The 24,330-nt window shown below is 63.6% G+C and carries 22 protein-coding genes; 8 read left to right on the top strand and 14 right to left on the bottom strand.

From position 1 onward, the window contains the following. Window positions 1-59: 59 nt before the first annotated feature. Genes C404_RS55795 through C404_RS55780 form a run of 4 tightly spaced genes read left to right on the top strand, consistent with a single transcriptional unit; the run spans window position 60 to window position 6,392 of the window. A complete protein-coding gene (locus tag C404_RS55795) occupies window positions 60-1,361 on the top strand; it encodes a TolC family protein (RefSeq protein ID WP_009241667.1) in 1,302 nt (433 codons plus the stop codon). Next, window positions 1,358-2,890, top strand: coding sequence for an efflux RND transporter periplasmic adaptor subunit (locus tag C404_RS55790; RefSeq protein WP_009241668.1), 1,533 nt, complete (start codon window positions 1,358-1,360; stop codon window positions 2,888-2,890). The genes C404_RS55795 and C404_RS55790 overlap by 4 nt, the downstream gene beginning before the upstream one ends. Continuing rightward, on the top strand, window positions 2,887-6,057 hold the full coding sequence (locus tag C404_RS55785; protein WP_009241669.1) for an efflux RND transporter permease subunit: 3,171 nt from the start codon (window positions 2,887-2,889) through the stop codon (window positions 6,055-6,057). The genes C404_RS55790 and C404_RS55785 overlap by 4 nt, the downstream gene beginning before the upstream one ends. Next, entirely contained in the window at window positions 6,054-6,392 is a 339-nt protein-coding gene (locus C404_RS55780; protein ID WP_009241670.1) for a copper-binding protein, read from the top strand. Before C404_RS55785 ends, C404_RS55780 begins: the two co-directional genes overlap by 4 nt. Before the next feature lie 55 nt (window positions 6,393-6,447). On the opposite strand, the gene lspA is transcribed toward C404_RS55780, so the two are convergent. Both lspA and C404_RS55770 read right to left on the bottom strand, forming a co-directional pair. Beyond that, entirely contained in the window at window positions 6,448-7,521 is a 1,074-nt protein-coding gene (lspA, locus tag C404_RS55775; RefSeq protein ID WP_009241671.1) for a signal peptidase II, read from the bottom strand. Then, complete coding sequence (locus C404_RS55770) at window positions 7,518-9,917, bottom strand: heavy metal translocating P-type ATPase (RefSeq protein WP_009241672.1); 2,400 nt, start codon at window positions 9,915-9,917, stop codon at window positions 7,518-7,520. Before C404_RS55770 ends, lspA begins: the two co-directional genes overlap by 4 nt. 85 nt (window positions 9,918-10,002) lie before the next feature. Here C404_RS55770 and cadR point away from each other — a divergent pair, with 85 nt between their 5' ends. Beyond that, window positions 10,003-10,437 carry a Cd(II)/Pb(II)-responsive transcriptional regulator gene (gene cadR, locus C404_RS55765; RefSeq protein WP_009241673.1) on the top strand — a complete coding sequence of 145 codons (435 nt, stop codon included), beginning with the start codon at window positions 10,003-10,005 and terminating at the stop codon, window positions 10,435-10,437. Between the two features lie 160 nt (window positions 10,438-10,597). Continuing rightward, entirely contained in the window at window positions 10,598-12,520 is a 1,923-nt protein-coding gene (locus C404_RS55760; protein ID WP_009241674.1) for a cytochrome c/FTR1 family iron permease, read from the top strand. Window positions 12,521-12,591: 71 nt separating this feature from the next. Here C404_RS55760 and C404_RS55755 read toward each other — a convergent pair whose 3' ends face one another. The 7 genes from C404_RS55755 to C404_RS55725 form a co-directional block, all read right to left on the bottom strand. Continuing rightward, window positions 12,592-13,776 carry an MFS transporter gene (locus tag C404_RS55755; protein ID WP_009241675.1) on the bottom strand — a complete coding sequence of 395 codons (1,185 nt, stop codon included), beginning with the start codon at window positions 13,774-13,776 and terminating at the stop codon, window positions 12,592-12,594. A gap of 209 nt (window positions 13,777-13,985) precedes the next feature. After that, window positions 13,986-14,429: an arsenic resistance N-acetyltransferase ArsN2 gene (gene arsN2, locus C404_RS55750; protein ID WP_009241676.1), complete on the bottom strand. Its 444-nt coding sequence runs from the start codon at window positions 14,427-14,429 to the stop codon at window positions 13,986-13,988. A gap of 8 nt (window positions 14,430-14,437) precedes the next feature. Continuing rightward, window positions 14,438-15,142 (bottom strand): aquaporin, encoded by a 705-nt coding sequence (locus C404_RS55745; RefSeq protein WP_009241677.1) that lies wholly within the window; start codon window positions 15,140-15,142, stop codon window positions 14,438-14,440. Between the two features lie 5 nt (window positions 15,143-15,147). Continuing rightward, window positions 15,148-15,642, bottom strand: a complete 495-nt coding sequence (locus tag C404_RS55740; RefSeq protein ID WP_009241678.1) for an arsenate reductase ArsC — start codon at window positions 15,640-15,642, stop codon at window positions 15,148-15,150. A gap of 14 nt (window positions 15,643-15,656) precedes the next feature. Then, window positions 15,657-16,151, bottom strand: a complete 495-nt coding sequence (locus C404_RS55735) for an arsenate reductase ArsC (RefSeq protein WP_009241679.1) — start codon at window positions 16,149-16,151, stop codon at window positions 15,657-15,659. Window positions 16,152-16,161: 10 nt separating this feature from the next. Next, the gene (locus C404_RS55730; RefSeq protein WP_009241680.1) at window positions 16,162-16,644 is read right to left on the bottom strand and encodes an ArsI/CadI family heavy metal resistance metalloenzyme; all 483 of its coding nucleotides are present in this window, start codon (window positions 16,642-16,644) and stop codon (window positions 16,162-16,164) included. Window positions 16,645-16,657: 13 nt separating this feature from the next. Further along, a complete protein-coding gene (locus C404_RS55725) occupies window positions 16,658-16,981 on the bottom strand; it encodes an ArsR/SmtB family transcription factor (protein WP_009277705.1) in 324 nt (107 codons plus the stop codon). A 118-nt stretch (window positions 16,982-17,099) separates the two neighbouring features. Between C404_RS55725 and C404_RS55720 the strand changes: the two genes are divergently transcribed. Continuing rightward, a complete protein-coding gene (locus C404_RS55720; protein ID WP_009241682.1) occupies window positions 17,100-17,933 on the top strand; it encodes a recombinase in 834 nt (277 codons plus the stop codon). Window positions 17,934-18,277: 344 nt separating this feature from the next. Further along, window positions 18,278-19,543: a hypothetical protein gene (locus C404_RS55715; RefSeq protein ID WP_009241683.1), complete on the top strand. Its 1,266-nt coding sequence runs from the start codon at window positions 18,278-18,280 to the stop codon at window positions 19,541-19,543. 43 nt (window positions 19,544-19,586) lie between these two features. Here the strand turns inward: C404_RS55715 and C404_RS55710 are convergent, their stop codons facing one another. The 5 genes from C404_RS55710 to C404_RS55690 are packed head-to-tail and all read right to left on the bottom strand — an operon-like array spanning window position 19,587 to window position 24,329. After that, window positions 19,587-20,075 (bottom strand): DUF411 domain-containing protein, encoded by a 489-nt coding sequence (locus tag C404_RS55710; protein WP_021197391.1) that lies wholly within the window; start codon window positions 20,073-20,075, stop codon window positions 19,587-19,589. A 31-nt stretch (window positions 20,076-20,106) separates the two neighbouring features. Further along, window positions 20,107-21,036, bottom strand: a complete 930-nt coding sequence (gene copD / locus C404_RS55705; protein ID WP_009241685.1) for a copper homeostasis membrane protein CopD — start codon at window positions 21,034-21,036, stop codon at window positions 20,107-20,109. 4 nt (window positions 21,037-21,040) lie between these two features. Further along, complete coding sequence (gene copC, locus C404_RS55700) at window positions 21,041-21,427, bottom strand: copper homeostasis periplasmic binding protein CopC (RefSeq protein WP_009241686.1); 387 nt, start codon at window positions 21,425-21,427, stop codon at window positions 21,041-21,043. A gap of 32 nt (window positions 21,428-21,459) precedes the next feature. Then, window positions 21,460-22,434 (bottom strand): copper resistance protein B, encoded by a 975-nt coding sequence (locus C404_RS55695; protein ID WP_009241687.1) that lies wholly within the window; start codon window positions 22,432-22,434, stop codon window positions 21,460-21,462. Further along, the gene (locus C404_RS55690; protein ID WP_009241688.1) at window positions 22,434-24,329 is read right to left on the bottom strand and encodes a copper resistance system multicopper oxidase; all 1,896 of its coding nucleotides are present in this window, start codon (window positions 24,327-24,329) and stop codon (window positions 22,434-22,436) included. Before C404_RS55690 ends, C404_RS55695 begins: the two co-directional genes overlap by 1 nt. Between the last annotated feature and the right edge of the window lies 1 nt (window position 24,330).

Below are 24,330 nucleotides of genomic sequence, written 5' to 3'. Positions count from 1 at the left end.
ACGTCACCCGGTGCTGCCCTCTCTAGATTGGGGTAGCTGTCGTCGTTCTTGGAGGCTTTATGCTTTTTCCACGTCGCCTGACGCTGGCGTTGCTTTGCGCGCCTGCCTTCGGCATCGCGATGTCGCATGCCGCGACCTCGCAATCTGTCCCTACGCTTTCCGTTGAGGAAACCGTCGCGCTCGCCACCGCGCATGCCGGCGACGCCGAATCCTCGCGCGGGACCATCGACGCCGCGACCCAAATGGCGGTCGCCGCCGGCCAATTGCCGGACCCCGTGCTCAAGCTCGGCATCAACAACGTGCCGGTCAATGGCCCCGACCAGTTTTCGGTCAGCCGGGATTTCATGACCATGCGCTCCATCAGCGTGATGCAGGAATTCACACGCCCGGACAAACGCCGCGCCAAGGTGGCACGCTTCGAAGCGGAAGCCGACGCTGCCGAAGCGCAGCGCGCGGTCAGCATGGCCAACGTGCAGCGCAACGCCGTCAGCGCATGGCTGGACCGCTGGTATGCCGAGCAGACGGGGACCTTGCTGGGCCACCATGGACACCCACTTGAACTTGCGTTGCAGGCGGCGACCGCCGCGTATCGCAGCGGACGGGGCACGCGCGCCGACGTGCTGGCGATGGAACTGGAAATCCAGAAGCTGCAGGACCGCCTGGACGAAAACCGCGCCGCCGTGGCGGCCAGCGCCGTCGCGCTAGAGCGCTGGATCGGTCCGGCCGCCACCCGCCCGCTCTCCGAGCCGCCGCGCCTGGACGTTCCCCTGCCGGTCGAGCGGTTGGCGCGCGGTGAGTTGGATACCGTGCCTGAGGTCGCCGCCGCGCAACGCGAGGTGGGTCTGGCAGAGAGCGAGATCCGGGCCGCTGCGCAAGCAAAGAAGCCAGATATCACGGTCGAGCTGATGGTCAGCCAGCGCGGCTCCGCGTTCTCGAACATGGGCTCCGTGAACGTCAGCTTTCCGCTGCCTTGGGACCAGGGCAACCGGCAGGACCGCGAAGTCGCGGCCAGGCTGGCCCAGGCCCAGGCGGCACGTGCCAAGTCCGAAATCCTCCGGCGCGACACCCAGGCCATGGTCGGCGCCAAGCTGGCCGAGCTGCAGCGCAATCTCGAACGGCTCAAGCGCTATGACGAGAAGACCTTGCCGCTCGCCAGCACGCAGGCGGAGGCGGCCCTGACAGCCTACCGCGCCAATACCGGATCGCTGCTGGCCGTGGCCGAGGCCAATCACCGCGCCATCGATACGGAATTGGAACGGCTCGCGCTGGAAGCCAAGACGGCCAAGCTGTGGGCCGATCTGACCTTCCTGGTTCCGCTGCCCACCGCGCAGACCGAGTCCGCCATCAAGGAACGCAAATGAAAAAACTGGTCATTGCAACGGCTGTGGGGCTCGTTCTTATCGGGACCGCCATCTATGGCGCCTACCGGGTCGGCGTCACGCAGGGTGCCCGGTTGGCACCATCGTCGATGCCGGCCAGCTCGGCATCCGGCCTCAAGGCCGGCGACGTCGATCCCCAGACCGGCAAGAAGGTACTGTACTGGCACGACCCCATGGTGCCCGGGCAGCGTTTCGACAAGCCGGGCAAATCCCCCTTCATGGACATGCAGTTGGTGCCCGTCTATGCCGAGGGGGACGGAGGTAGCGGCATCGCGGTCGATAGCCGTGTTGCGCAAAACCTCGGCATCCGCACGACCGAAGTCAAAGCCGGCCGGTTGAGCGCGGTGCTGGAGGCGCCCGGCAATATCGCCATCGACGAGCGCAGCGTGCAGGTGATCCAGGCGCGCACGAATGCCTTCGTCCAGCACGTCGCGGTCAGGGCGACGCTTGACCCCGTGCGGCGGGGGCAGGCACTGGTGACGCTGTATTCGCCGGACTGGGTGGCGGCCCAGGAAGAGTATCTGGCCGTGTTGCGCCAGTCGGCACACGGTCAGGCCGATCTCGCCGGTGCGGCCAAGGCGCGCATGCTGCAGGCCGGCATGACGCCGGGTCAGGTCAGCGCGGTCGAGGCATCCGGCCGGCTGCAGCCCAGCGTGGGCATCGCAAGCCCCATCGATGGCATCGTGACTGAGGTTGCGGTGCGAGACGGGATGACCGTCTCCCCCGGCATGACGCTATTCCGCTTGGCCGACCTGAGCCAGGTCTGGGTCATTGCCGAGGTACCGGAAGGCCAAGCTCGCATCATCTCGCCTGGCCTCGCGGTCAAGGTGACACCGACCGGGGCAGTCGAGCCGCTGGTCGGCAAGGTCGACACCGTGTTGCCCGACGTCAACCCGGCGACGCGGACCATCAAGGTGCGCATCGTCCTGCCCAACAAGGGCCGGCACCTGTTGCCGGGCATGTTTGCCACGGTCCGCTTCGACAGCGGCGAGCACCAGGACGTGCTGACCATCCCGTTGGAGGCCGTCATCCGTACCGGTCAGCGCAGCATTGTCATGGTGGACGGAGGTCAGTCGGGCTTTGTGGCCACCGAGATCAAGACCGGGCGCGAGGCCGGCGGCATGGTCGAAGTCCTGGCGGGCCTCAAGGCTGGCCAGAAGGTAGTCACCTCCGGCCAGTTCCTGATCGATTCGGAGGCCAGTCTGCGCGGCACCACCGAGCGCATGGCGGCGCCGGCCGCGGCATCTGAGCCCGCGGCGGCCACCACCGAACACGAAGGCGTCGGTCGCATCGAGGCCGTCACGGGTGAAGGCCTGACAATCTCGCATGGTCCGATCCCCTCGATTCAGTGGGGTGCCATGACGATGGATTTCGCGGCGCCGTCCGCCGGGCTACCGAAGGGACTGAAGGCGGGTGACCGGGTGCGATTCCGCTTCCACCTGGATAAGGACGGCATGGCAGTCCTCTCCTCGGTCGCGCCCGCCGGCGCGGATCAGGGAGGCAAGCCATGATCGCCCGGCTGATTCTGGCGTCGATCCGCAACCGCTTCCTGATCCTGCTGGCGACGCTGATGCTGACTGCGTGGGGATTGTGGGCCGTGCGTAGCACGCCGCTCGATGCCTTGCCCGACCTGTCGGACGTGCAAGTCATCATCCGCACACCGTTCCCCGGCCAGGCGCCGCAGATCGTGGAGAACCAGGTCACCTATCCACTGACCACCACCATGCTGTCGGTGCCGGGTGCCAAGACGGTGCGCGGCTACTCGTTCTTTGGTGACTCGTTTGTCTACGTGCTGTTCGAGGATGGGACCGACCTGTATTGGGCACGCTCACGGGTGCTGGAATACCTGAACCAGGTGCAATCCCGCCTGCCGGCCGCCGCCAAGCCCGCGCTGGGCCCGGACGCGACCGGCGTGGGCTGGATTTACGAGTACGCGCTGGTGGACAAGACCGGCCAGCACGATCTCAGCCAGCTGCGCGCGCTGCAGGACTGGTTCCTGCGCTTCGAACTCAAGTCGCTGCCCAATGTGGCCGAGGTGGCGTCGCTCGGCGGGATGGTGAAGCAGTTCCAGGTCGTCCTGATGCCGGATCGATTACGCGCCTACAACCTGTCCCAAGCCAAGGTGCTGGCGGCGCTCAAGGGAGCCAACCAGGAGACTGGCGGCTCGGTGCTGGAGTTGGGCGAGGCGGAATACATGGTCCGCGCCAGCGGCTACCTGAAGACGCTCGACGACTTCCGGCAGATTCCACTGACGACGAACGACGCAGGCATCGCCGTTCGCCTGGGCGATGTCGCCACCCTCCAGCTCGGGCCGGAGATGCGGCGTGGCATTGCCGATCTCAACGGCCAGGGTGAGGTCGCTGGCGGCGTCATCGTGATGCGCTCCGGCAAGAACGCACTGGAAACCATCGAAGCGGTCAAGGCTAAGCTCGCCACGCTGCAGAAGAGCCTGCCAGCCGGTGTCGAGATCGTGCCGACCTACGACCGTTCCGCGCTGATCAACCGCGCGGTGGAGAACCTGACGCACAAGCTGATCGAGGAATTCATCGTCGTCGCATTGGTGTGTCTGGTGTTCCTGTTCCATCTGCGCTCGGCGCTAGTGGCCATCGTCTCGCTGCCGCTGGGCGTGCTGGCGGCCTTCCTGGTGATGCGCTACCAGGGCGTCAATGCCAACATCATGTCGTTAGGCGGCATCGCCATCGCCGTCGGTGCCATGGTCGACGCCGCCGTGGTCATGATCGAGAACGCGCACAAGCACCTGGAACGCTGGCATGAGGAAAATCCGAACCGCGAGCTCGAAGGCCACGAGCGCTGGAGTGTGATCGGCGAATCGGCAGCCGAGGTCGGGCCGGCGCTGTTCTTCTCACTGCTGATCATCACGCTGTCATTCATTCCGGTGTTCACGCTGGAGGCGCAGGAAGGCCGGCTGTTCTCGCCGCTGGCATTTACCAAGACCTACTCGATGGCAGCAGCGGCTGGTCTGTCGGTCACGCTCGTGCCGGTCCTGATGGGTTACATGATCCGGGGACGGATTCCCACGGAGCAGTCCAACCCGCTCAGCCGCTGGCTGATCCGCCTCTACCAGCCGATGCTGGCCAAGGTGCTCGCCTACCCCAAAGCCACCGTCGGGATCGCCGCCGTCCTGCTGATCGCAACCGCCTGGCCGGTGATGCGGATCGGAGGCGAATTCATGCCGCCGCTGGATGAAGGCGACCTGCTGTACATGCCATCGGCGCTGCCGGGGCTCTCCGCCGGCAAGGCGGCCCAGCTATTGCAGCAAACCGACCGCCTCATCAAGACCGTCCCTGAGGTCGCCAGTGTGTTCGGCAAGGCAGGCCGCGCCGACACCGCCACCGATCCGGCCCCCATCGAGATGTTCGAGACCACCATCCAGTTCAAGCCGCGCGAGCAGTGGCGGCCCGGCATGACCACCGACAAGCTGGTGGAGGAACTTGACCGCGTGGTCAAGGTACCGGGCCTGTCCAACATCTGGGTGCCGCCGATCCGCAACCGCATCGACATGCTCGCCACCGGCATCAAGAGTCCGGTCGGCATCAAGGTGGCGGGCACGGACTTGAAGGAAATCGACCGGCTGACCACTCGGATCGAGGAGGCCGTCAAGACCGTACCCGGAGTCACGTCCGCGCTGGCCGAACGCCTGTCCGGCGGGCGCTACATTGACGTCGATATCGATCGGATGGCCGCGGGGCGATACGGCCTCAATATCGAGGACGTGCAAAGCATCGTGTCATCAGCCGTGGGGGGAGACAACGTGGGTGAAGTCGTGGATGGTCTGGCCCGGTTCCCCATCAACGTCCGTTACCCACGGGACTACCGCGACTCGGTCGAGCAGTTGCGGAGCCTGCCGATCGTCACCGACCGCGGCCAGCAGATCACGCTGGCCGACGTGGCCCGTATCCAGGTGGTGCAAGGCCCGCCGATGTTGCGCAGCGAGAACGCCCGGCTGTCGGGCTGGGTGTACGTGGACATCCGTGGGCGCGATTTGCGTTCCGCAGTGAAAGACATGCAAGCGGCGGTCGCCAAAGCGGTGCCGATGCCGGCGGGCTATGCGCTGAGCTGGTCGGGCCAGTTCGAGTACCTGGAGCGCGCCAGCGCCAAACTGAAGGTCGTCGTGCCGTTCACTTTGCTGATCATCTTCGTGCTGCTGTACCTGGTGTTCGGCCGGATCGACGAGGCGCTGCTCATCATGGGCACGCTGCCGCTCGCGCTGATCGGCGGTTTCTGGCTGCTCTATCTGCTGGGCTACAACTTGTCGGTGGCCGGGGTCGTCGGCTTCATCGCACTGGCCGGCGTGGCGGCCGAGTTCGGCGTGATCATGCTGCTCTACCTCAAGCAGGCGTGGACGGAGCGGCAGGAGGCGGGCCAGAACACGATACCAGCGCTGCTGGAAGCCATCCAGGAAGGCGCCGTGCTACGGGTCCGCCCGAAGGCCATGACGGTCGCCGTCATCCTGGCCGGCCTGATCCCGATCATGTGGGCGCACGGCACCGGGTCCGAGATCATGCAGCGCATTGCCGCCCCGATGGTCGGCGGCATGGTCACTGCGCCCTTACTGTCCCTGTTCGTCGTCCCAGCCGTGTATCTGCTGATCCGTCGGCGGCAGACGAAATCATCACCACTTCCCACCCACCCCTCACATCAAGAGGAATCACCATGAAGCACATCAAGACCTTTGCGATCCTGCTTGCACTCACTGCAGCGCCAGCGGCATTTGCGGCCGAATCCATGGATGGCATGGACATGAAGCCGGCCGGCCATGCCAAGCAGTCACCCAAGCCCGTGGCTGCGGAGATCCGCAAGATCCACCTCGACACCGGCAAGGTCACGCTCAAGCACGGCGCCATCGACAACCTCGGCATGGGCGCGATGACGATGACGTTTGCCGTGAAGGACAAGGCGTCGCTGAAAAACTTCAAGGAAGGCCAATCAGTGTTGGCGGTCTTTGACATGGTCGATGGCCAGCCGACCGTGGTGGACCTGCGGAGCAAGTAAGCCGTCGGCGGCGCACGGCCCATCGGTCGTGTGCCGCCGCAAGGTATGGCTGCAATCAGCCGGACAGGGTTTTCGCCGTAATGCCATGCCGTTGCGTCAACACTGCCAGCATCAGCGATGCCGCGCCCGCGGAGATAGCCATATCAGCAAGGTTGAATGCCGGCCAGTGGAGTTGCATCCAATGCAGGTCCAGAAAGTCCACGACCTGACCACGCCAGACGCGGTCTGTGAGATTTCCCGCTGCACCGCCAAGGATCAAGCTGTACGCCAAAGCTTCCATACGAGACAACCGCTTGCGCAACGTGTGGGCCAACCACGCTGAGACAGCCAGGCCCAAGCCAATAAAAAGGTAGCGCTGCCAGCCGGCCTCATTGGCGAGGAAACTGAAGGCCGCGCCAGGATTGCGCACGTACACGAGGTTGAACGTTGACGTGATCTCAACCCGCTCACCATAGGCAAACATCCGCGTGATGGCGAACTTGGCAGCTTGATCGGCCATGAAGCAACACGCCGCAACGCCATACCAGACCGCGTTCGGTGTGCCACGGTTCCTCCATGTTGCAGCAAGCAACGGCACCAGGTGGCCAGCGACAACGACGCAGCCAGCCCCGAGGGTCCAGCCCGCAAGTACATCCGCCGGAAAATGCATCCCCGCCGCAATGCGTGACCACCCGACGAGAGCGGCGTAGCACACCAAGGCGAGATGGCCTCGACGTCCCATCAAGGGCCAGAGTGCGCCCACAACCAGTGCCGCGTAGGTCGCGTGTCCGCTGGGCAGGCTGTAGCGCAGTTCCGCTACGCCGATGACGTGCACGAGAGTGCCAAGCACTGCGGGCGGCCGCGGGAAATCCAGCCCCCACTTCAACGCGGAAGCGGCCAGCAAGGCGAGCGCAAAGGCCACGCCGAACGTGACCAGACGGTGCCGCACAGCGCATGCGCGAGTCGGATTCGATGCAGACGTGGACCACCACCACAGGCCCAGCAGCATGAGCGGCGCGGTCCAATAGCTCCCAACCAGACTAAAAAGCCACGCCCACGGGTCCAGCGCGCCCGGCGTCCCGGAATTGATGGCCTGGAACAGCGCGACATTCCAGCCGCCCCAGTCGTACAACAGGAACTTCCAATTCATTTGCGCAGCAACCTCAGCCCGTTGCCGACCACCAGCAGGCTGGCCCCCATGTCGGCAAACACCGCCATCCACATGGTGGCCTGGCCGGTAAAGGTCAGCACCAGGAACACCACCTTGATGCCGAGCGCCAGCGCAATGTTCTGCTTCAGAACTCCCGCCGTGGACCGGGATAGCCGTACAAAGGCCGGGAGCTTGCGCAGATCGTCGTCCATCAGCGCGACGTCGGCCGTTTCGATCGCCGTGTCCGTCCCGGCGGCCCCCATCGCGAAACCGATATCGGCCCGTGCCAGCGCCGGCGCGTCGTTGATGCCATCGCCGACCATGCCGATGGTTCCCTGTGCCGATAGCTGCTCGATTTCGCGCTGCTTGTCTTCCGGTAGCAGGTTGCCCCGAGCTTTGTCGATACCCACTTGCTGCGCGATCGCCTCCGCGGTGTGCGGGTTGTCACCACTGAGCATCACGGTTTTGATGCCCAGCGCGTGCAGGTCCTTGATCGCCTGGCGACTGCTGTCCTTGATGGTGTCGGCCACGCCGAACAGCGCGCGTACGCCGTCCGGGCCGATCAGCATCACGACGGTTTTGCCCTGGGTTTCGAGGGTGGCAAGGTTGGTTTCCAATGCCGGCGAGCACACCCCGAGTTCCTCAACCAGGCGATGATTGCCCAAGTGATAGAGCGCACCGTCGATATGGCCCCGGACGCCGCGCCCAGGCATGGCCGCGAAATCGGCGACCTCGCCTGGGGTGAGACCTTTGTCCTGCGCTGCGCGGGCCACCGCCTGAGAGACGGGGTGGTCGGAGCGAATCGCCAGGCTGGCGGCAAGCCTCTCGGCGGCCGAGGGGTCTGTGCCGTTCCAGGCCATGACATCGGTGAGCGCCGGCTTGCCGTGTGTGATGGTGCCGGTCTTGTCGAGCGCCAACCATTTCAGCTTGCGCCCCTCTTCGAGATAGACCCCGCCCTTGATCAGGATGCCGCGTCGCGCGGCGGCGGCCAGGCCGCTCACGATGCTCACCGGCGTCGAAATCACGAGGGCGCAGGGACACGCGATCACCAGCAGTACGAGGGCCTTGTAGATCCAATCCAGCCAGGCGGCACCGAACAGGAGCGGCGGCAAGATGGCCACCGCCAGCGCGACGGCGAAGACGATGGGGGTGTACAGCCGGGCGAACTGATCAACGAAACGCTGCGTGGGTGCGCGACTGCCTTGAGCAGCCTCCACTGCGTGGATGATGCGTGCCAGCGTAGAGTCGCTTGCCGCCGCGGTGACGCGGTACTCGAACGATCCGGACTCGTTGATGGTGCCGGCGAACACCGGGTCGCCTTCCGCCTTCTCGACCGGCAGGCTCTCGCCCGTAATCGGTGCCTGGTTCACGGAGGAGCGCCCCTGCAGCACCTCGCCATCGAGCGCGATGCGCTCGCCCGGCTTGACCCGCACCCGGCTGCCGACGGCAACGGTCTTGGCATCGACGTCGCCCCAGCTCCCATCGCTGCGCTGAACCATGGCGGTCTCGGGCGCGAGATCCATCAAACCACGGATCGCGTCACGCGCACGATCCAGCGACCGGGCTTCGACGACTTCGGCCAGCGCGAACAAGACCATCACCATCGCTGCTTCCGGCCAGTGGCCGATCACCATCGCGCCCGTCACCGCAATCGACATGAGGGCACTCATGTTCAGGTTGCGGTTCTTGAGCGCGATCCAGCCTTTCTTGTAGGTGGTGAGCCCGCCGGTCAGGATCGCGGCTAATGCCAGGACCACCACCACCCAGTGATTGCCACCGTTGAGCCAATAGACGACCTCCGCCAGTACGGCGTTCGCCCCGGAAATGGCAAGCGGCCACCATTTGGTGGGCGCGGCATCCGGCACAGAAGCGGGTGCGGCAGCGGAGGTGTCGCGGACCTCGGCATCGAAGCCAAGCGATTGGATGGCGGCCAATACTTGGGGCAACGTGTGCGCAGCGTGACGGACCGCCAGCGTGCGCTGAACGAGGTTGAAATCAAGACCGGCCACACCCGGCACGCCCGCCAGCTTGCCCCGAATCAGTGCTTCCTCAGTGGGACAGTCCATCTGCCGGATGGTCAGGACCGTGCTTTGCGCGGAACGCGTCTCTTCCGCGCGCACGGCTTGCATGCCAATGGCCGACAACGCCTGTTCGATTGAGGCCGGGGACGGCAGCCGGTGATTGACGGTCAGCGAACGCTGTACCAGATTGAACTCAAGCTTCACCACCCCAGGCAACGTCGCCAGCTTGTTGCGAATGAGCGCTTCCTCGGTTGGGCAATCCATGTTGTCGATCCGGTAGCGCGAGCGCTTCAAATCGACGCCAGTTGCATCGGGGGCCGGAGGCGCCACGTTGACAGCAGCGCAATCGCATCCCTTCGGGCCGCATTCGCTCACGGCAACTCCTTGTCGCTTGAATTGGATTGGGCTTAAGTACACACTCTATAGTTACTATAGAGTCAAGAGACTCCTGCCCAACATCATGACGATTCAGATCGGTGAACTGGCCAAGCGCACGGCGTGCCCGGTTCAAACCATCCGCTACTACGAGCGCGAAGGCCTGCTGCCGCCGCCTGAGCGCAGCTCAGGAAATTTCCGGCTGTATGGCGAGCGGCACATTGAACGGCTGCAGTTCATCCTCCACTGCCGGTCGCTGGACATGCCGCTGAGCGACGTGCGGGCTCTGCTGCGCTACCGCGAGCAACCGCGCGAGGATTGCGGTGCGGTGAACACCCTCCTGGACAAGCATATCCATGAGGTCGAGCGGCGCATCGAGGCGCTTGCGGCCTTGAAGCGCCATCTGTACGCGTTGCGCGAAAGCTGCTCCGATGGCCGGGCCGCTGAAGCGTGCGGGATCCTGCAAGGGTTGTCCGACGCGAGTTACGGGTGCGACGCTGACGTCACCCGTCAAGGCTGATACGCAGCCCACAGGTCATCGTCCCGATTCTTCGCGCCGATCATCTCTCAGGAACCGCCTGCACGGCTGCAGGGAGGACGTGGATGGCTTTTGCTGCGAAACATGAATTACAATCATTCTCATTTAAGGCAATCTCTCCCGCTTCGCCGGAAGGTTTTTCATGCAGCTGCAGCGCGTCGTTTCTCTCCTCCTGTTCTACCTTCTGGCATCGGTCTCAAGCGCGTACGCCGACACGCTGTCGACGCAAGACAAGACCAAGCAGGTCTGGCAGTTGCTTGATTATCTGGCGGTCGATTACGGCCGCTCCGTCAAGGACGGGCAGGTCGCCAATGCCGACGAGTACGCCGAAATGCAGGAATTTGCGCATGCGGCGGAGCGCCAGATTGCAGAGTTGCCGGCGGGGCCCGGCACGCAAGCACTGCTCAAGGATGCCGGGGCATTGCGCTCGCAAATCGCCGACAAAGCCGCGCCAGCCGCAGTCGGTGAGCAGGCGCACAAGCTCGCGGATAGCTTGCTGGCAGCCTATCCGGTGCCAATGGCGCCCAGCAAGGTGCCCGACCTCAAGCGTGGGGCCACGCTGTATCAAAATCAGTGTGCGTCCTGCCACGGTAGCTCCGGACACGCCGATGGCGTTCTGGCCGCCAAACTGAGTCCGCCGCCCATTGCCCTGGCCGATCATCAACGGGCTCAGGAGCGCAGCGTCTTCGCGCTCCAGCAGATCATCACGCGCGGTGTCGAGGGCACCTCGATGCCGAGCTTCGCGCAGCTCACCGACGACGATCGCTGGGCGCTCGCCTATTTTGCGTCGACCCTGTCGTATTCCGATGCGGATCGGCAAGCCGGCGCCAAGTTGTGGGCGTCCCGCCCTGAGTTGCATGGCGCGGTGCCCACGCTCGCCAAACTCAGCCAGACGCCCGAGGCGTCGCTGGCTAAGTCGACCAGCCCGGATGCTGCGCGGCAATTGACCGCTTACCTCAGAAGCGCTCCGGACGTGCTGAGCGCGTCCACCGCTGACAGTCTCGCGATTGCCAAGGACAAGCTGAAGGAAAGCGTGGCCGCCTTCGACCAAGGTGACAAAGCGACCGCCTCGCGCCTTGCGCTTTCCGCCTACCTCGACGGCTTCGAGCCGGTTGAGCCCGCCTTGGCCGCCAAGAACCAGGCGCTGTTCCAGGACATCGAAAAGACGATGGGGCTGTACCGCAACGCCATCACAACCGGACAGGCAGGGCAAGTGCAGGAAATCGCTCAGCGTCTGCAGACCATGTTGACCGAAGCCCAGGACGCGCTGGGCGGCACTAACGATCCGCTGTCGACCTTCCTGGGCGCCTTGACGATCCTGCTGCGCGAAGGCCTTGAAGCGCTGCTCGTCGTGGTCGCCATGATGGCGTTCCTGAAGAAAGCGGAGCGCACGGACGTGCTTCCGTACGTCCATGCCGGCTGGATTGTTGCACTGGCCGCCGGTGGGCTGACGTGGGCCGTCGCCACCTATCTGGTGGACTTGAGCGGCGCCAGCCGCGAGATGACCGAAGGTTTCTCGGCGATCTTTGCGGCCGTGGTCCTGCTTGGCGTGGGGATGTGGATGCACCAGAAGAGCCTGGCCGGTCGCTGGCAGGCCTACGTGAAGCAGAAGCTGTCGTCGGCGCTGAACAAGCGCTCGGCGATCATGCTGTTCGTGCTGTCGTTCGTGACGGTGTACCGCGAGGTGTTCGAGACAGTGCTGTTCTACGCCGCACTGTGGAGCGAAGGCAACGGCATCTACCTGCTGGCCGGCTTGGGCTCGGGGATCGCCATCCTGGCAGCCATCGCCGTTGTTCTACTGCGATCCTCGGCACGCCTGCCGATCCGCCAGTTCTTTGCCTTCAGTTCGGCTCTGGTCGCTGTCCTGGCGGTAGTGCTGATCGGCAAAGGGGTCGCAGCGCTGCAGAAGGTCGGCTTCCTGCACATCACGCCGATTTCGATGCCGCGCATCGACGTGCTGGGAATTTACCCCTCTGTGCAGACCGTGCTGGCCCAGGTGGCGATTCTGTTGATCATTGCCGGCATGATCGCCTACAACGTGCGGTCTGCATCGAACAAGGCATAAGCGTCAGCCTACCGCGAACCAGGGGTCCGGCCGAAGCGCGTCGGACTCGTACAGCCTCAAGTGAGCTGCCGTCACCGGCGCATACGCCCGGCACCTGCCGTCTCGCCCGACGACAGCCTCCGCGCGCCATACCGCGCAAGGATGATCAACGCGATGGTGGCCACACAGAAGGCAGCGCCGGCATAGAAGGTGAAAGCGGCCCCGAGCTGGTCCCACAGCAGGCCAGCCAAGGCGCTGGCCACCAGCAGCGCTAGGCCGCTGGCCAGGTTGAAGAAGCCGAAAGCAGTACCGCGCAAATCCTCTGGGGCGGTGTCGGCGACCATGGTGGCGAGCAGCCCCTGCGTCATGCCCATGTGAAGGCCCCACACTGCCACACCGGCAAGCGTGGCGGCCCAATGCGCGCTTACTGCTAGCACCAGGTCGGCGAGAATCAGGACCCCAAGGCCCCACGCCAGCAGCGTGGTGTGACGTAGGCGATCGGACAGCTTGCCAAACGGATAGGCCGAGAGCGAATAGACGACGTTCATCGCGACCAACACCAGCGGCGCCAGGTATAGCGGCAGGCCGACCTGCTGGGAGCGCAGCACCAGAAACGCTTCGCTAAAGCGCGCCAGCGTGAACAGCGCTCCAATTGCGACCACTTGCCAGTATGGACGTCCAAGCCGGACAAGGTTCGCCCACTTGATCGGGTTGGTCCGCTTGGCGCCGATGTGGGTATCCGGTTCCCGCACGCCGACCAGAAGGAGCAACACCGAGAGAATGCCCGGGATGACGGCCACCCAGAAAACAGCCCTGAAATCGTTCGCCCACAAAAACATCAGGCCAATGGCGATCAGGGGGCCGAGAAAGGCGCCCACAGTATCCAAAGACTGCCGCAACCCGAAGGCTGCCCCTCGGAGATGCGGTGGCGCAATGTCTGCGACCAGCGCGTCACGGGGTGCGCCCCGAATGCCCTTGCCGATCCGGTCGGCCAGACGCGCCGCCAGCACGACTCCCACCCCTGGCGCCAGCGCGAAGAACGGCTTAGACAGCGCCCCAAGGGCATAGCCCAGCACCGCGATCCCTTTACGCTTGCCGAGGTAGTCGCTCAATGCGCCCGAAAACACCTTGACGATCAACGCAGTCGCCTCGGCGACACCCTCGATGAGGCCAACATAGAAGGCACTCGCGCCGAGTGCGGTCACCATGAAGACAGGCAGCAGGCTGTGAATGATTTCCGACGAAATGTCCATCAGCAGGCTGACAAAGCCAAGCATCCAAATCCCTGCGGGTATCTGGCTCAAGGTGGTGCGAGTGGGTGCAGTCACAGCGATTGGCTCTGTGTCGGGTGGATCGATCCTGCCATAGCGAGGCCGAGAACCGCGGTCGCTTGAGCCGCGCTGGTCGCGCCCATACCGTATGGCCGCGCCACGAGTCTATCCGCTCCCTTGAGGTCGTCGCGACACAAACGGGCATTTTCCCGCGATTACAGCAGGTTCTTTGTCATACACGTGGCGGACGCCGGACACAGCAAGCTGAATTGCGAGCTGGATTGAAGCGAGCCAGGCGCCAAGCGCCGGTCGAAGCGCTCGTACCCCAGCGCGGTGAAGTAGCCTGCTGCTGTCGTCGTCAGCAGAAAGAGGCGGCTTACGCCAATGGCAAAGGCATCGCGCTCGGCGATTCCCACGAGGGCGCGGCCAAGACCGTTCTGGCGGGCGCATTTGGCGACGGCGACCGATCGGAGCAGCGCATCCGACCCGTATAGCTCCAACCCTGCACAAGCCAAAAGCTCTCCATCCTGCACAGCCAGGTGGAAGCGGCTGACTTGCCCGACCGCAACATCCTCGCTCGGCAGCCCTTCCTCAATGAGCAGCGCGCGAATGGCTGGATAGTCCTCAGGGCGTGCAGGGCGAAAGTCAGGTGTGCTCATTGGAGAAGTCAATCCGCCGGGTGTTCGCCGGAGGACTCGATGACGTTGGGATGCCCGCGACGCGCCAGACGCGGCTCCAGCATCCGGTGCAGCATCAATCCGAGCACCGCGCCAGCGCATTCGGCCAGCACAAAACCCGGTACGCTGCTTGGGGCAATGCCGGCGAAACTGTTGCTGAACATGCGTCCGAACGCGGCCGCCGGGTTGGCGAACGACGTAGAGGCCGTAAACCAGTAGGCCGCACCGATGTAGGCCGCCACCATGGAAGAGGCACGACCGTTCGGCGCACGCAGAATCACCAGCAGCAGCCCCGCGGTCGCCACCGCCTCGGCAATCCATTGCCCCGGTCCGCTGCGCACCTTGGTCGAGAACTGCAGGATCGTCATGTCGAACATGGCGTGCGCCAGCCATGCACCCAGTACCGCCCCCACAAGCTGTGCCGCGATGTAGGGAGCGAGCGCCGAACCGGGCAGTTCTGCGCGTGCCGCCATGACCGCACGGACAGCCGGATTGAAGTGCGCGCCGCTGATCGGCCCGAACACCTCGATCAGGATGTAGAGGCCGCCGACCGTGGCAGCTGTGTTGGCCAGCAGTGCCACCGCGACGTTGCCGCCCGCCAGGCGCTCGGCCATGATGCCGGACCCGATGACAATGGCGAGCAGTAGCGCCGTGCCCAATGCTTCGGCGGCAAGCCGGCTGCGCAGATCCACCATGGCGTTCAGTCTTGCGAGATGCGTTCGAGCTGCGCTTGCAACTCGGCGTTGGAGAGCGTATCGAGTGGCAACGCCAGCAGTTGTAGCATGCGGTAGCCGATGGCTTGGCGCGTCACCTCAAACGCTTGTCGCTTACCCTCGTCGCCGCCTGGAGCGTTGGATGGGTCGGCATAGCCCCAATGCACCTTGACCGGGCTGCCCGGCCAGTAGGGACATTGCTCGGCGGCGGCGCTGTCGCACACGGTGATGACGACGCGCATCTGTGGCGCACCGTCAGCGACGAACTCGTCCCAGCTCTTGCTGCGATAACCGGCGGTGTCGATGCCGGCGTTGGTGAGGGCTTCCAATGCAAACGGGTTGAGGCGGCCGCTCGGCGCGCTACCGGCGCTGTAGGCGCGCACGTCTTTGCCGAGCTTTTGTGCCCAGTGGTTGAGCATGCCTTCACTCAGCACGCTGCGTGCGGAGTTGTGGGTGCAGAGGATAAGGACGTTTGTAGTCATGGGAAGAAATCGGGTTATTGCTGGCCGATGTCGCGCACAGCCTTCTGTAAGGCAACGGTATCGAGCTTTGGAATTGGCAACGACAGGAACAGCTCGATGCGGCGCTTCAGGGTGATGGCTGCATCGCGGATGGCCTGCTGCTTGCGCTCGTCGGAACCCTCCACCGCTGCAGGATCAACCACACCCCAATGGGCGGTCATGGGCTGGCCCGGCCATACCGGACACACCTCGCCGGCTGCCTTGTCGCAGACGGTGAAAACGAAGTCCAGTTCGGGCGCGCCGTCTTGCGAGAACTCGTCCCAGCTCTTGCTACGGAACCCGTCCGTCGGGATACCGAACTGCTGCAGGGCATGCAGCGCAAACGGGTTCACCGCACCGGCGGGGTGGCTACCTGCGGAGAAGGCCTTGAATCGGTCGCCACCGAGGTGGTTCAACAGACCCTCGGCCAGGATCGAGCGCGCGGAATTGCCGGTGCAGATGAACAGCACGTTGTAGGTCTTGTCGGCCATGGAGGGGCTCCTAGCAGCAGGACGAACCCGACTTCACCGCAATCCCAATCGGCTTTCCACCCGGCGCACGCGGAGCGCAGCAGGCGGAGCCTTCAGTAGCAACTTCTTCCTTCTTGCCTTCGCTGAATACCGGGATGTTGCCGAGCGAATGGAAGTGCTCCCACGCGATGCCCTGCGGGTCGGTGATCCAGTGCTTGTCGCTACGGGCGTAGCAGCAGGTGGTCTCGCCCTCGTCCAGCAACGCCATGTCTGCGGCTTCGGCTCGCGCCTTCAACTCGGCCAACTCGGCAGCGTCATCGACCTGGAAGCCGAGGTGGTCCACTCCGGCGGCGCTGCCGCGCGTGGAGATGGCAAAGTTGATGCGCGGATCGTCCAGCATCCATTTCGCATAGTCGCTTTCCACGCGCGCCGGCTCGGCGGCGAACAGCTTCGAATAGAAGGCGATGCTCTTGCCAAGATCGTCAACGTGAACGTGTACGTGAAATCGCTTCATTTGGCATCTCCAGTCAGCATTTGCATGCGGTGGTGTCGGCTTCCAGGCAGGCTTCGCCCTGGCAGCAGTTGGCGGTCAGGAAGCCCAACAGTGCATCCATATGGTCGTAGGCCGCGCGGTAGATCAGGTTGCGGCCGTCGCGCTCTTGCGTCACCAGGTGCGCGTTCATCAGTTCCTTGAGGTGGAACGACAAGGTCGCACCCGGCACGTCGAGCTGTTCGGCGATCGCACCTGGAGTCATGCCCGTGGGCCCAGCCACCACCAGCATGCGGAAAACTTGCAGGCGGAGGCTGTGCGCGAGCGCGGCGAGGGATCGGATGACGTCGTTTTCTTCCATATTTCCAATGTAGTAGAAATATGGATTGATGGCAAGGAGTACGGTCACTGTTGACCGGTGCCACATCACGGTGCTGCAGCGGCGACAATATGGCCATCCAGCCCACCACGACTGCTTCATGGCCGACATCGACCGATACCTGGAAGCCGCAACCCGCGATCACACGCGACGCAGCTATCAGTCTGCCATCCGCCATTTCGAGCGGGAATGGGGAGGCTTCCTGCCGGCCAGCGCCGACAACATTGCGCAGTATTTGGCCGAGCACGCGCAGACGCTTTCCATCAACACGCTGCGTCAGCGTTTGGCTGCGATCGCGCAATGGCACATCTCGCAGGGCTTTCCGGACCCCACCCGAGCGCCACATGTCCGCAAGGTTCTGAAGGGCATCCAGGCGCTGCACCCGGCCCAGGAGCGACGTGCCAAGCCGCTGCAGCTCGCCCAACTGGAGCAGTTGGTGGCGTGGCTGGACGCGCAAATTGCGGCAGACTCGGCCGCGGGAAACGTCCATCCACTACAAGTTCATGCCCGCAACAAGGCGCTGGTGCTGATCGGCTTCTGGCGGGGCTTCCGCTCCGACGAACTGAGCCGGCTGCAGATCGAGCACATCACGGTCGAGGCCGGCCGGGGCATGACGATCTTCCTGCCGCGCACCAAGACGGACCGCAACCACGTGGGCACCACCCACAAGGCACCGGCCCTGTCGCGCTTGTGTCCGGTCGCCGCCTACGAGGCTTGGCTGGGCGCATCCGGATTGGCCGGCGGCCCCGTGTTCCGACGGATCGATCGCTGGGGACGGATGGCCGACGACGGGCTGCAGGCCAGCAGCATCGTGCCGTTGCTGCGTTCGCTGTTTCGTGACGCAGGCCTGGCGCAGGCGGGTAGCTACAGCAGCCACTCGCTGCGGCGCGGCTTCGCCACCTGGGCCAATGGGAGGGATGGCCGGGATTCGTAAAAAATCCGCCACATCCGATCTAAGGTGCTGATTTGAAAAGAAAATAGGTCATAGGATCAAGCGGTGGAGCGCGCCTCTATGGATTCAAGGGGCAACGTACACTTCAAAAACATACACCTTCGCAATTGGCCGTACGGCCACCGACCCTGCTCTCAGTGAGCCACACTGGTATCACCTGACGCCTGCGGTGCACGTTCCAGGGTGTCCGCCGAAATCAGTTTGCGCCCATACAGCATTCCCGGCACCAGCACGCTGGTTATCGAAACAAGACGCGCATACGAGCGACAAATTGAACGCATTCTTTGAGAAGATAGACTCCGATCTTTTGAAGAACACTGGCGTGCATGACCGATTTGACAAGAACGCTCATTGAGCGATGGAAAGCTGACAGGGACGGGACATATCAGACGTGGTTTCTCTGGCCGGAGCGCCTCAAGAACTTCCGCTCCATTCGGCGCGGCATCGGCGCGGTCGTCAATGAGATTCAAGCTGGGACATTCGGCAACGCCTATCGCGGGTCCCCCCTCGAAACCGTGGTCTCCTCGATTGCAGAGCAGCGCCAGATCTTCAAGGGGGCGGACCATGCCTTCCTCTGGAAGCCCAAACTGCGCATCCCGGACATCTATGAGAATGCCGATCATCAGCGAGCGTTCGCCAGGCTGCTGCATACGTGCAATTGCTGCGACACCGAACAAGAACTGGTTCAAGCGATTCAGCAGTTGAACCAACACGGCATCAAGGGGCTGGGCCCGGCCGTCGCCAACCTGCTGTACTTCATTCACCCGACGCTGGCGGTTCCCTTCAACACCGCGATCGTCAACGGATACAACGCGCTGACGGGTTCTCGCGTCAAGCTCGGGAAATGGGACCACTACCTGGCCATGCGCGAGGGTGTGCTGTCCCTGAATGGTCGCTACCGCGACCTCCTGTCCAACGATTTGGGCGCAGTTGCCGGACTGCTGTTCGATATCGGAATGGAGCGCTATCCGGCGCCGCCGCGAGAAGGCGATGCTGCCACGATCGCTGAGTGGGAGAGCAATCTGGCCAAGGCGCGCGAGGAAGCGGCCTCCTTCGCCAAACAACTTCAGGCGGGACGAACCGACGATGCCTCCCATACAGAGGTGCAAGGCTGGTTGCGCGATCTCGGCAAGGCACTGGGCTTCGCAGTATGGGTGGCAACCAACGACCGTAGCCGCCCTTACAACGGCGGCGTGCTCAGCGATGGCTGCCTGGCAACGTTGCCGAACTCGCTGTTGGTAGCGGGTGCCGACACCGTGCCCCTTATCGACGTCGTTTGGCTGAACGCTGCTTCGCTGGAGGTGGAAGCCGCCTTCGAGGTCGAACACACCACTTCGATCTACTCAGGCATCGTGCGACTGCTTGATTTAGCCCTGGGCACAGAACAGCCGGCGAAGAAACACCTGTTCCTGGTTGCGCCGGATGGACGAGAGGCCGACGTGCGCGCTCAACTTGCACGCCCCGCCTTCAGCCGCGTATCGGAACTTGGCATCCGATATGTGCCCTACACCAGCCTCACCGAGCACCGGGAAACCATGGCCCGGTTCGGCGCAGGTATCAAGCCGATTGAAGCCATCGCCAAAACGCTCTGACCGGTGGCACGATTGCGGGTGCCAAGGAGACGGTCACACCCCATCAGCTGTATGCGCGGAACACGGTGGCCTGTCCGTCCAATCCGATCAGCAGGACGTTGTATGGCATGCGCCGATTACCGTATGCCGGCCCATCCATGCCAGGGGCGCCGAGCGGCATGCTGGGGACCGCCAGCCCGATCGCTTTCGGGCGCTCCTGCAGCAGACGCTTGATTTCGCGTGCCGGAACATGGCCTTCCAGCGCATAGTCCTGCACGATGCCCGTGTGACAAGAGGCATAGCGCTCTGGCATGCCAGCCTTTCGCCTGGCTTCCACCGTTTCCTCGACGTCATGTGCAACCACGTCGAACCCGTTGTCCCGCAAGTGGGCAAGCCAATCCTTGCAGCAGCCGCAACCCGGCGTTTTCCACACCTGGATCACGGGTTTCGATCCGGCCTTTTGCGCCAGGGCTACGGCAGGCAGCAGTAACAGACCTGCAATCAGGGACCGTCTTGTCGCGGACACGGGCTTGGCAGTCGGCGATTTCATCATCATGGTTCCTCCGGCAAACAGGTAAGCAGTATCAGGTTCCAGGCGGCGAAAGCACACCAAGCCAAGCGACCAACGCCAAAATCAGTATGGCAAGGCTGGTTTCCATGACCAGACTGCGGCGCAGTGCTATCACCGCGTGGACGTGGTCTGCGGCCCTAACCGCCGCCGCAAGCCGTGGGCTCAGCCGATAACGATTGGCTGCGGCCAGTCCGAGCATCAGCGCGAACAAAGCCAGCTTGATCAACAATAAGCGCCCGTATGGCGTGGTGAACAACCCGTTAATCGTCGGCCCAACGATCAAAAAATAGTTGAACGTCCCTGTCGCAAACAGCGTGGCAACAATCAGCGTCCCAAGACGCGCGAAGCCATTGGATGTGTGACTAAGGATTTCCACCGTTTCCGATGAGGCCGCTTGTCTTGTCGACGCCAGCAGCACAAACGCTGCCAATGCGCCAACCCAGGCGCCCGCGGCCAAAACGTGCGCGATATCAAATGTGAGATGAAGGTATCCCTTCACACCGTCGTCCATCGCCCCATGCCCGGCCCAAGTGACCGTTAGCAGAGCCACCGCACCCAGCCCGGCGCACACGCCGAAGTGAGGCGCTGGGTGCTTCCGCAAACGCGCAACGGCGACCAAGCATCCGGCCAGGGCCACCAATCGCGCCATCCAGGCCAGGCCAACCGCGGTGGTGGTCAGCATCATGCTGAAGACATGGCTGGTGAGTTCAGCGTACTCGGTGGCCCCCGTCATCGCCTTGGCCATGACAACGAAGCTCCAGAGCGACAGCACGATGCCCAATGCGGCAGTGACTCCGACGGCACGGACGTATCGGCGCGCAATCGCCGTGGCCCGGTGATCGGGTCGCAACGCCTGGACCCCGAACAGCGAGACCCCGAAAAGGATCGTCAAGTCCAGGTACAGCCCAAAGCGCAGGGCGATATTGAGCCAATCGTCCGCCATGGCCTTACTTCACCTTGAACGTGAAATTCCCCGTCATCGGGTGGGTATCCGACGAGACCGCGCGCCACTCCACCTTGTACGTCCCGGTCGTCAGCGGTTGTGCGGGCGTGATGACCATCGTCTTGGCGTCGTCGCCGGCGGAGACTTTTGCGCCAACCTTCATCGGGTTATGCCCCGACATGCCGGGCATCTCCGTCATGACGAGATTGGCCCCGGAGAATTGTGTCGTGAGGGTCTCCGAGAACTTCAGCTCGATCTTCGTCGGCGCAGTCACTTCCGCCTGATCGGCGGGCGTCGAAGAGACCAGTTTGGGATGCGCGAACGCGGCCGAAGCCAGAAGCGCCAAGGACGTGCCAATGATGGCCTTGGTGGCAAAACGAGACGTGAACATAGAAACACCCTTGTGGTTGGGAGTTGAGAAAACTAGAACCAGAGGCGCACACCCGCAACAAAACGGGTGTCGCCGCGGCGCCCACCGGCCGCTTCGATCATGTTGGCGGTACCGCCAAATGCCTGACTGCGTTCGACGCCGATATAGGGCGCAAACTGGCGGCTGAACTCATAGCGCAGCCGCAAGCCCACCGTCGCGTTGGAAAGCCCGCTGCCAACGGCGAGATCGGGATCGCGCTTGCCATAGAAGTTGGCTTCGATGCGCGGCTGCAGGATCAGCCGCTGGGTCAGCAACAGCTCGTATTCGCTGGACAGACGCAATGCCGTGCGTCCACTATTGCCCACATAGGCGGTGGCCTCGACATCGAACCAGTATGGAGCCAGACCTTGCACGCCGAAGGCCACCCAGTTGCGTGTGGGTCGGCCGAAACCCGTGTCATTCCGCACACCGAGCTGGGTATCCCAGAACGTTGTGACGGCATGGCTCCACAGCAACTCGGTGCGCGCCTCTTCGAAGCGCCCCTTTGAGACATCGCCTTCGGCTTTTAGGACCGCTTTGTTGTACACGCTGCCGAACCGGGCTTGCAATTCGTAGGCGGTTGCATTGGCATCGTTACCGTGCACCCACTCCAGCCGGTCAACCAGCACTGAGCCAAAGTTGTGCGCGTCCGCCATCATCATCATGTGGCGGGGATCGCCCAGTGCGTATTTGCCGGTGCCGAGCTGGTATCCGCCCGAGTAAGCATCGGGATCGCGTGCGTCGGGCGGCGCCGAACCATCCTGCATCTTCATGCTGCCGTGGTCCATGCCTTGCATCGAGCCGTGGTCCATCCCCTGCATTGAGCTGCCAGTATTCTGAGCGCCAGATTGGGACGCCGGGGTTGTCTCCCCGTTCATCAGTTGGATTTCCTGGGCCGAGGCAACGCCGATGCCGGCGGCAGCCAGCGCCACAGTCAACAGTGTTCTTACGTGCTTGTGCATGATCAATCCGCTGTGAAAGTCGAGCATCAGACCACCACCACTTCGCGGAACATACCCGCATCCATGTGCAACATCAGGTGGCAATGCCAGGCCCAGCGACCCAGCGCGTCCGCTGTGACGAGAAAGCTGATCCGTTGGGCGGGCTGGACGGGGATGGTATGCCGGCGCGCGAGGAACGTACCGTCCGGCGCTTCCAGTTCGCTCCACATACCATGCAGGTGCATGGGGTGCGTCATCATCGTGTCGTTGTGGAGGATGACGCGCAGCCGTTCGCCATAACGGAAGTGCACAGGTGTCGATTTGCCGAACTCCACGCCGTCGAACGACCACGTGTAGCGCTCCATGTTGCCGGTGAGGTGCAGTTCCACCTCGCGCTCCGGACCGCGCTTATCCATCGGACCGCCGATGGTATGCATGTCGGCGAGCACCAGAACGCGGCGCCCGTTGTTGCGCAGACCGACGCCGGGATCGTCCAGGTTGGTGCGCGCCATGTCGACGTGCATATCGGTGCTCGGACCGTATTCCGTGCGCGCGTGCCGTGCTGTCTTGCTCGGCACCTTCAAGCTGTTAGCCGCTCCGCCGGATTCCGCATGCTGGCTGTGGTCCATCATCTGCATGCCGCCGGAGTCCATCATGGTCATGCCAGTGTCGTCCATCATCTGCATGTCGCCATGATCCATACCGGGCATGCCGCCGTGGTTCATACCGGACATCGCACCATGGTCCATGCCCGACATGCCACCGTGGCTCATGCCACCCATACCGCCCATGTCACCCATCATGTCAGCCATGGACAGCCATTCCACCTTGTCGAGCGCAGGCACTGCAGCCTGCAAGCCCCGGCAGACAGCCAGCGTGCCACGTGCATAACCAGTACGGTCCATCGACTGCGAGAAGATGGTGTAGGCGTCGTCCTTGGGCGCGACCAGCACATCGCAAGTCTCGCCGGGGCCGAAGCGGAATTCGTCCACCGTGACCGGCTCGATGTTCTGCCCATCGACCTGAACCACCTTGAGTTTCAGCCCCGGGATGCGCACGTCGTAGAACGTGTTGCCGGAGCCGTTAATGAAGCGCAACCGCACAGTCTCGCCCGGCGTAAACAGGCCCGTCCAATTGCCGGCCGGCGTGACGCCGTTGGTCAGATAGGTGAGCGTTGCACTGGAGAGATCGGCCAGATCGGTCGGGTTCATGCGCATCTGGTTCCACATGGCCCGCTTTTCCATGGCCGCCTTCCAGCCATCGTTGGAAACGTCGCGGAAGAAGTCCACCACCGTAGGCTGGTGGTAGTTGTAGTAGTCGCCCTGCGTCTTGAGCTTGGAGAGGACGCGCATCGGATCTTCGTCGGTCCAGTCCGACAGCAGCACGCTGTAATCGCGGTCGGCCCGGATCGCGTCACCGCCGGCGGCATCGATGATGAGGGCGCCATAGACCCCGGTCATCTCCTGGAAGCCCGAATGCGAGTGGTACCAGTAGCTGCCGCTTTGTCGCACCTTGAAGCGGTAGGTAAAGGTCTCGCCGGGCGGAATGCCGTGGAAGCTGATGCCCGGTACGCCATCCATCTCGAACGGCAGGACAATGCCGTGCCAGTGGATTGACGTCGGCTCGCGCAGGCGATTGGTCACGCGCAAGGTGACGGTGTCACCCTCGCGCCAGCGCAGCGTGGGCCCCGGGAGCATGCCATTGATGGTCGTGGCCATAGCCGGCTTGCCCGTGAAGTTGACCGGCGTCTCGTCGATCACCAAGTCGAATTCGGTGCCGCGCAGCACTGGTGCGGTCCCCAGCGCGGTGGACGCAGCGGATGCCGCCGAAGTGAAACCACCCAGGCCCAAACCGGCGATGACACCGCCGGCAGCCAAACCTTGCACAAACCGCCGCCGCGGCAGGTTCGGTAGCACGAGGCCGGATGCACGATTGCTGCGCATG

This window comes from Ralstonia sp. AU12-08 (genome assembly GCF_000442475.1).
In the GTDB taxonomy this organism is placed as follows: Bacteria; Pseudomonadota; Gammaproteobacteria; order Burkholderiales; family Burkholderiaceae; genus Ralstonia; species Ralstonia insidiosa.
This window is presented reverse-complemented; position numbering and strand designations above follow the sequence as displayed.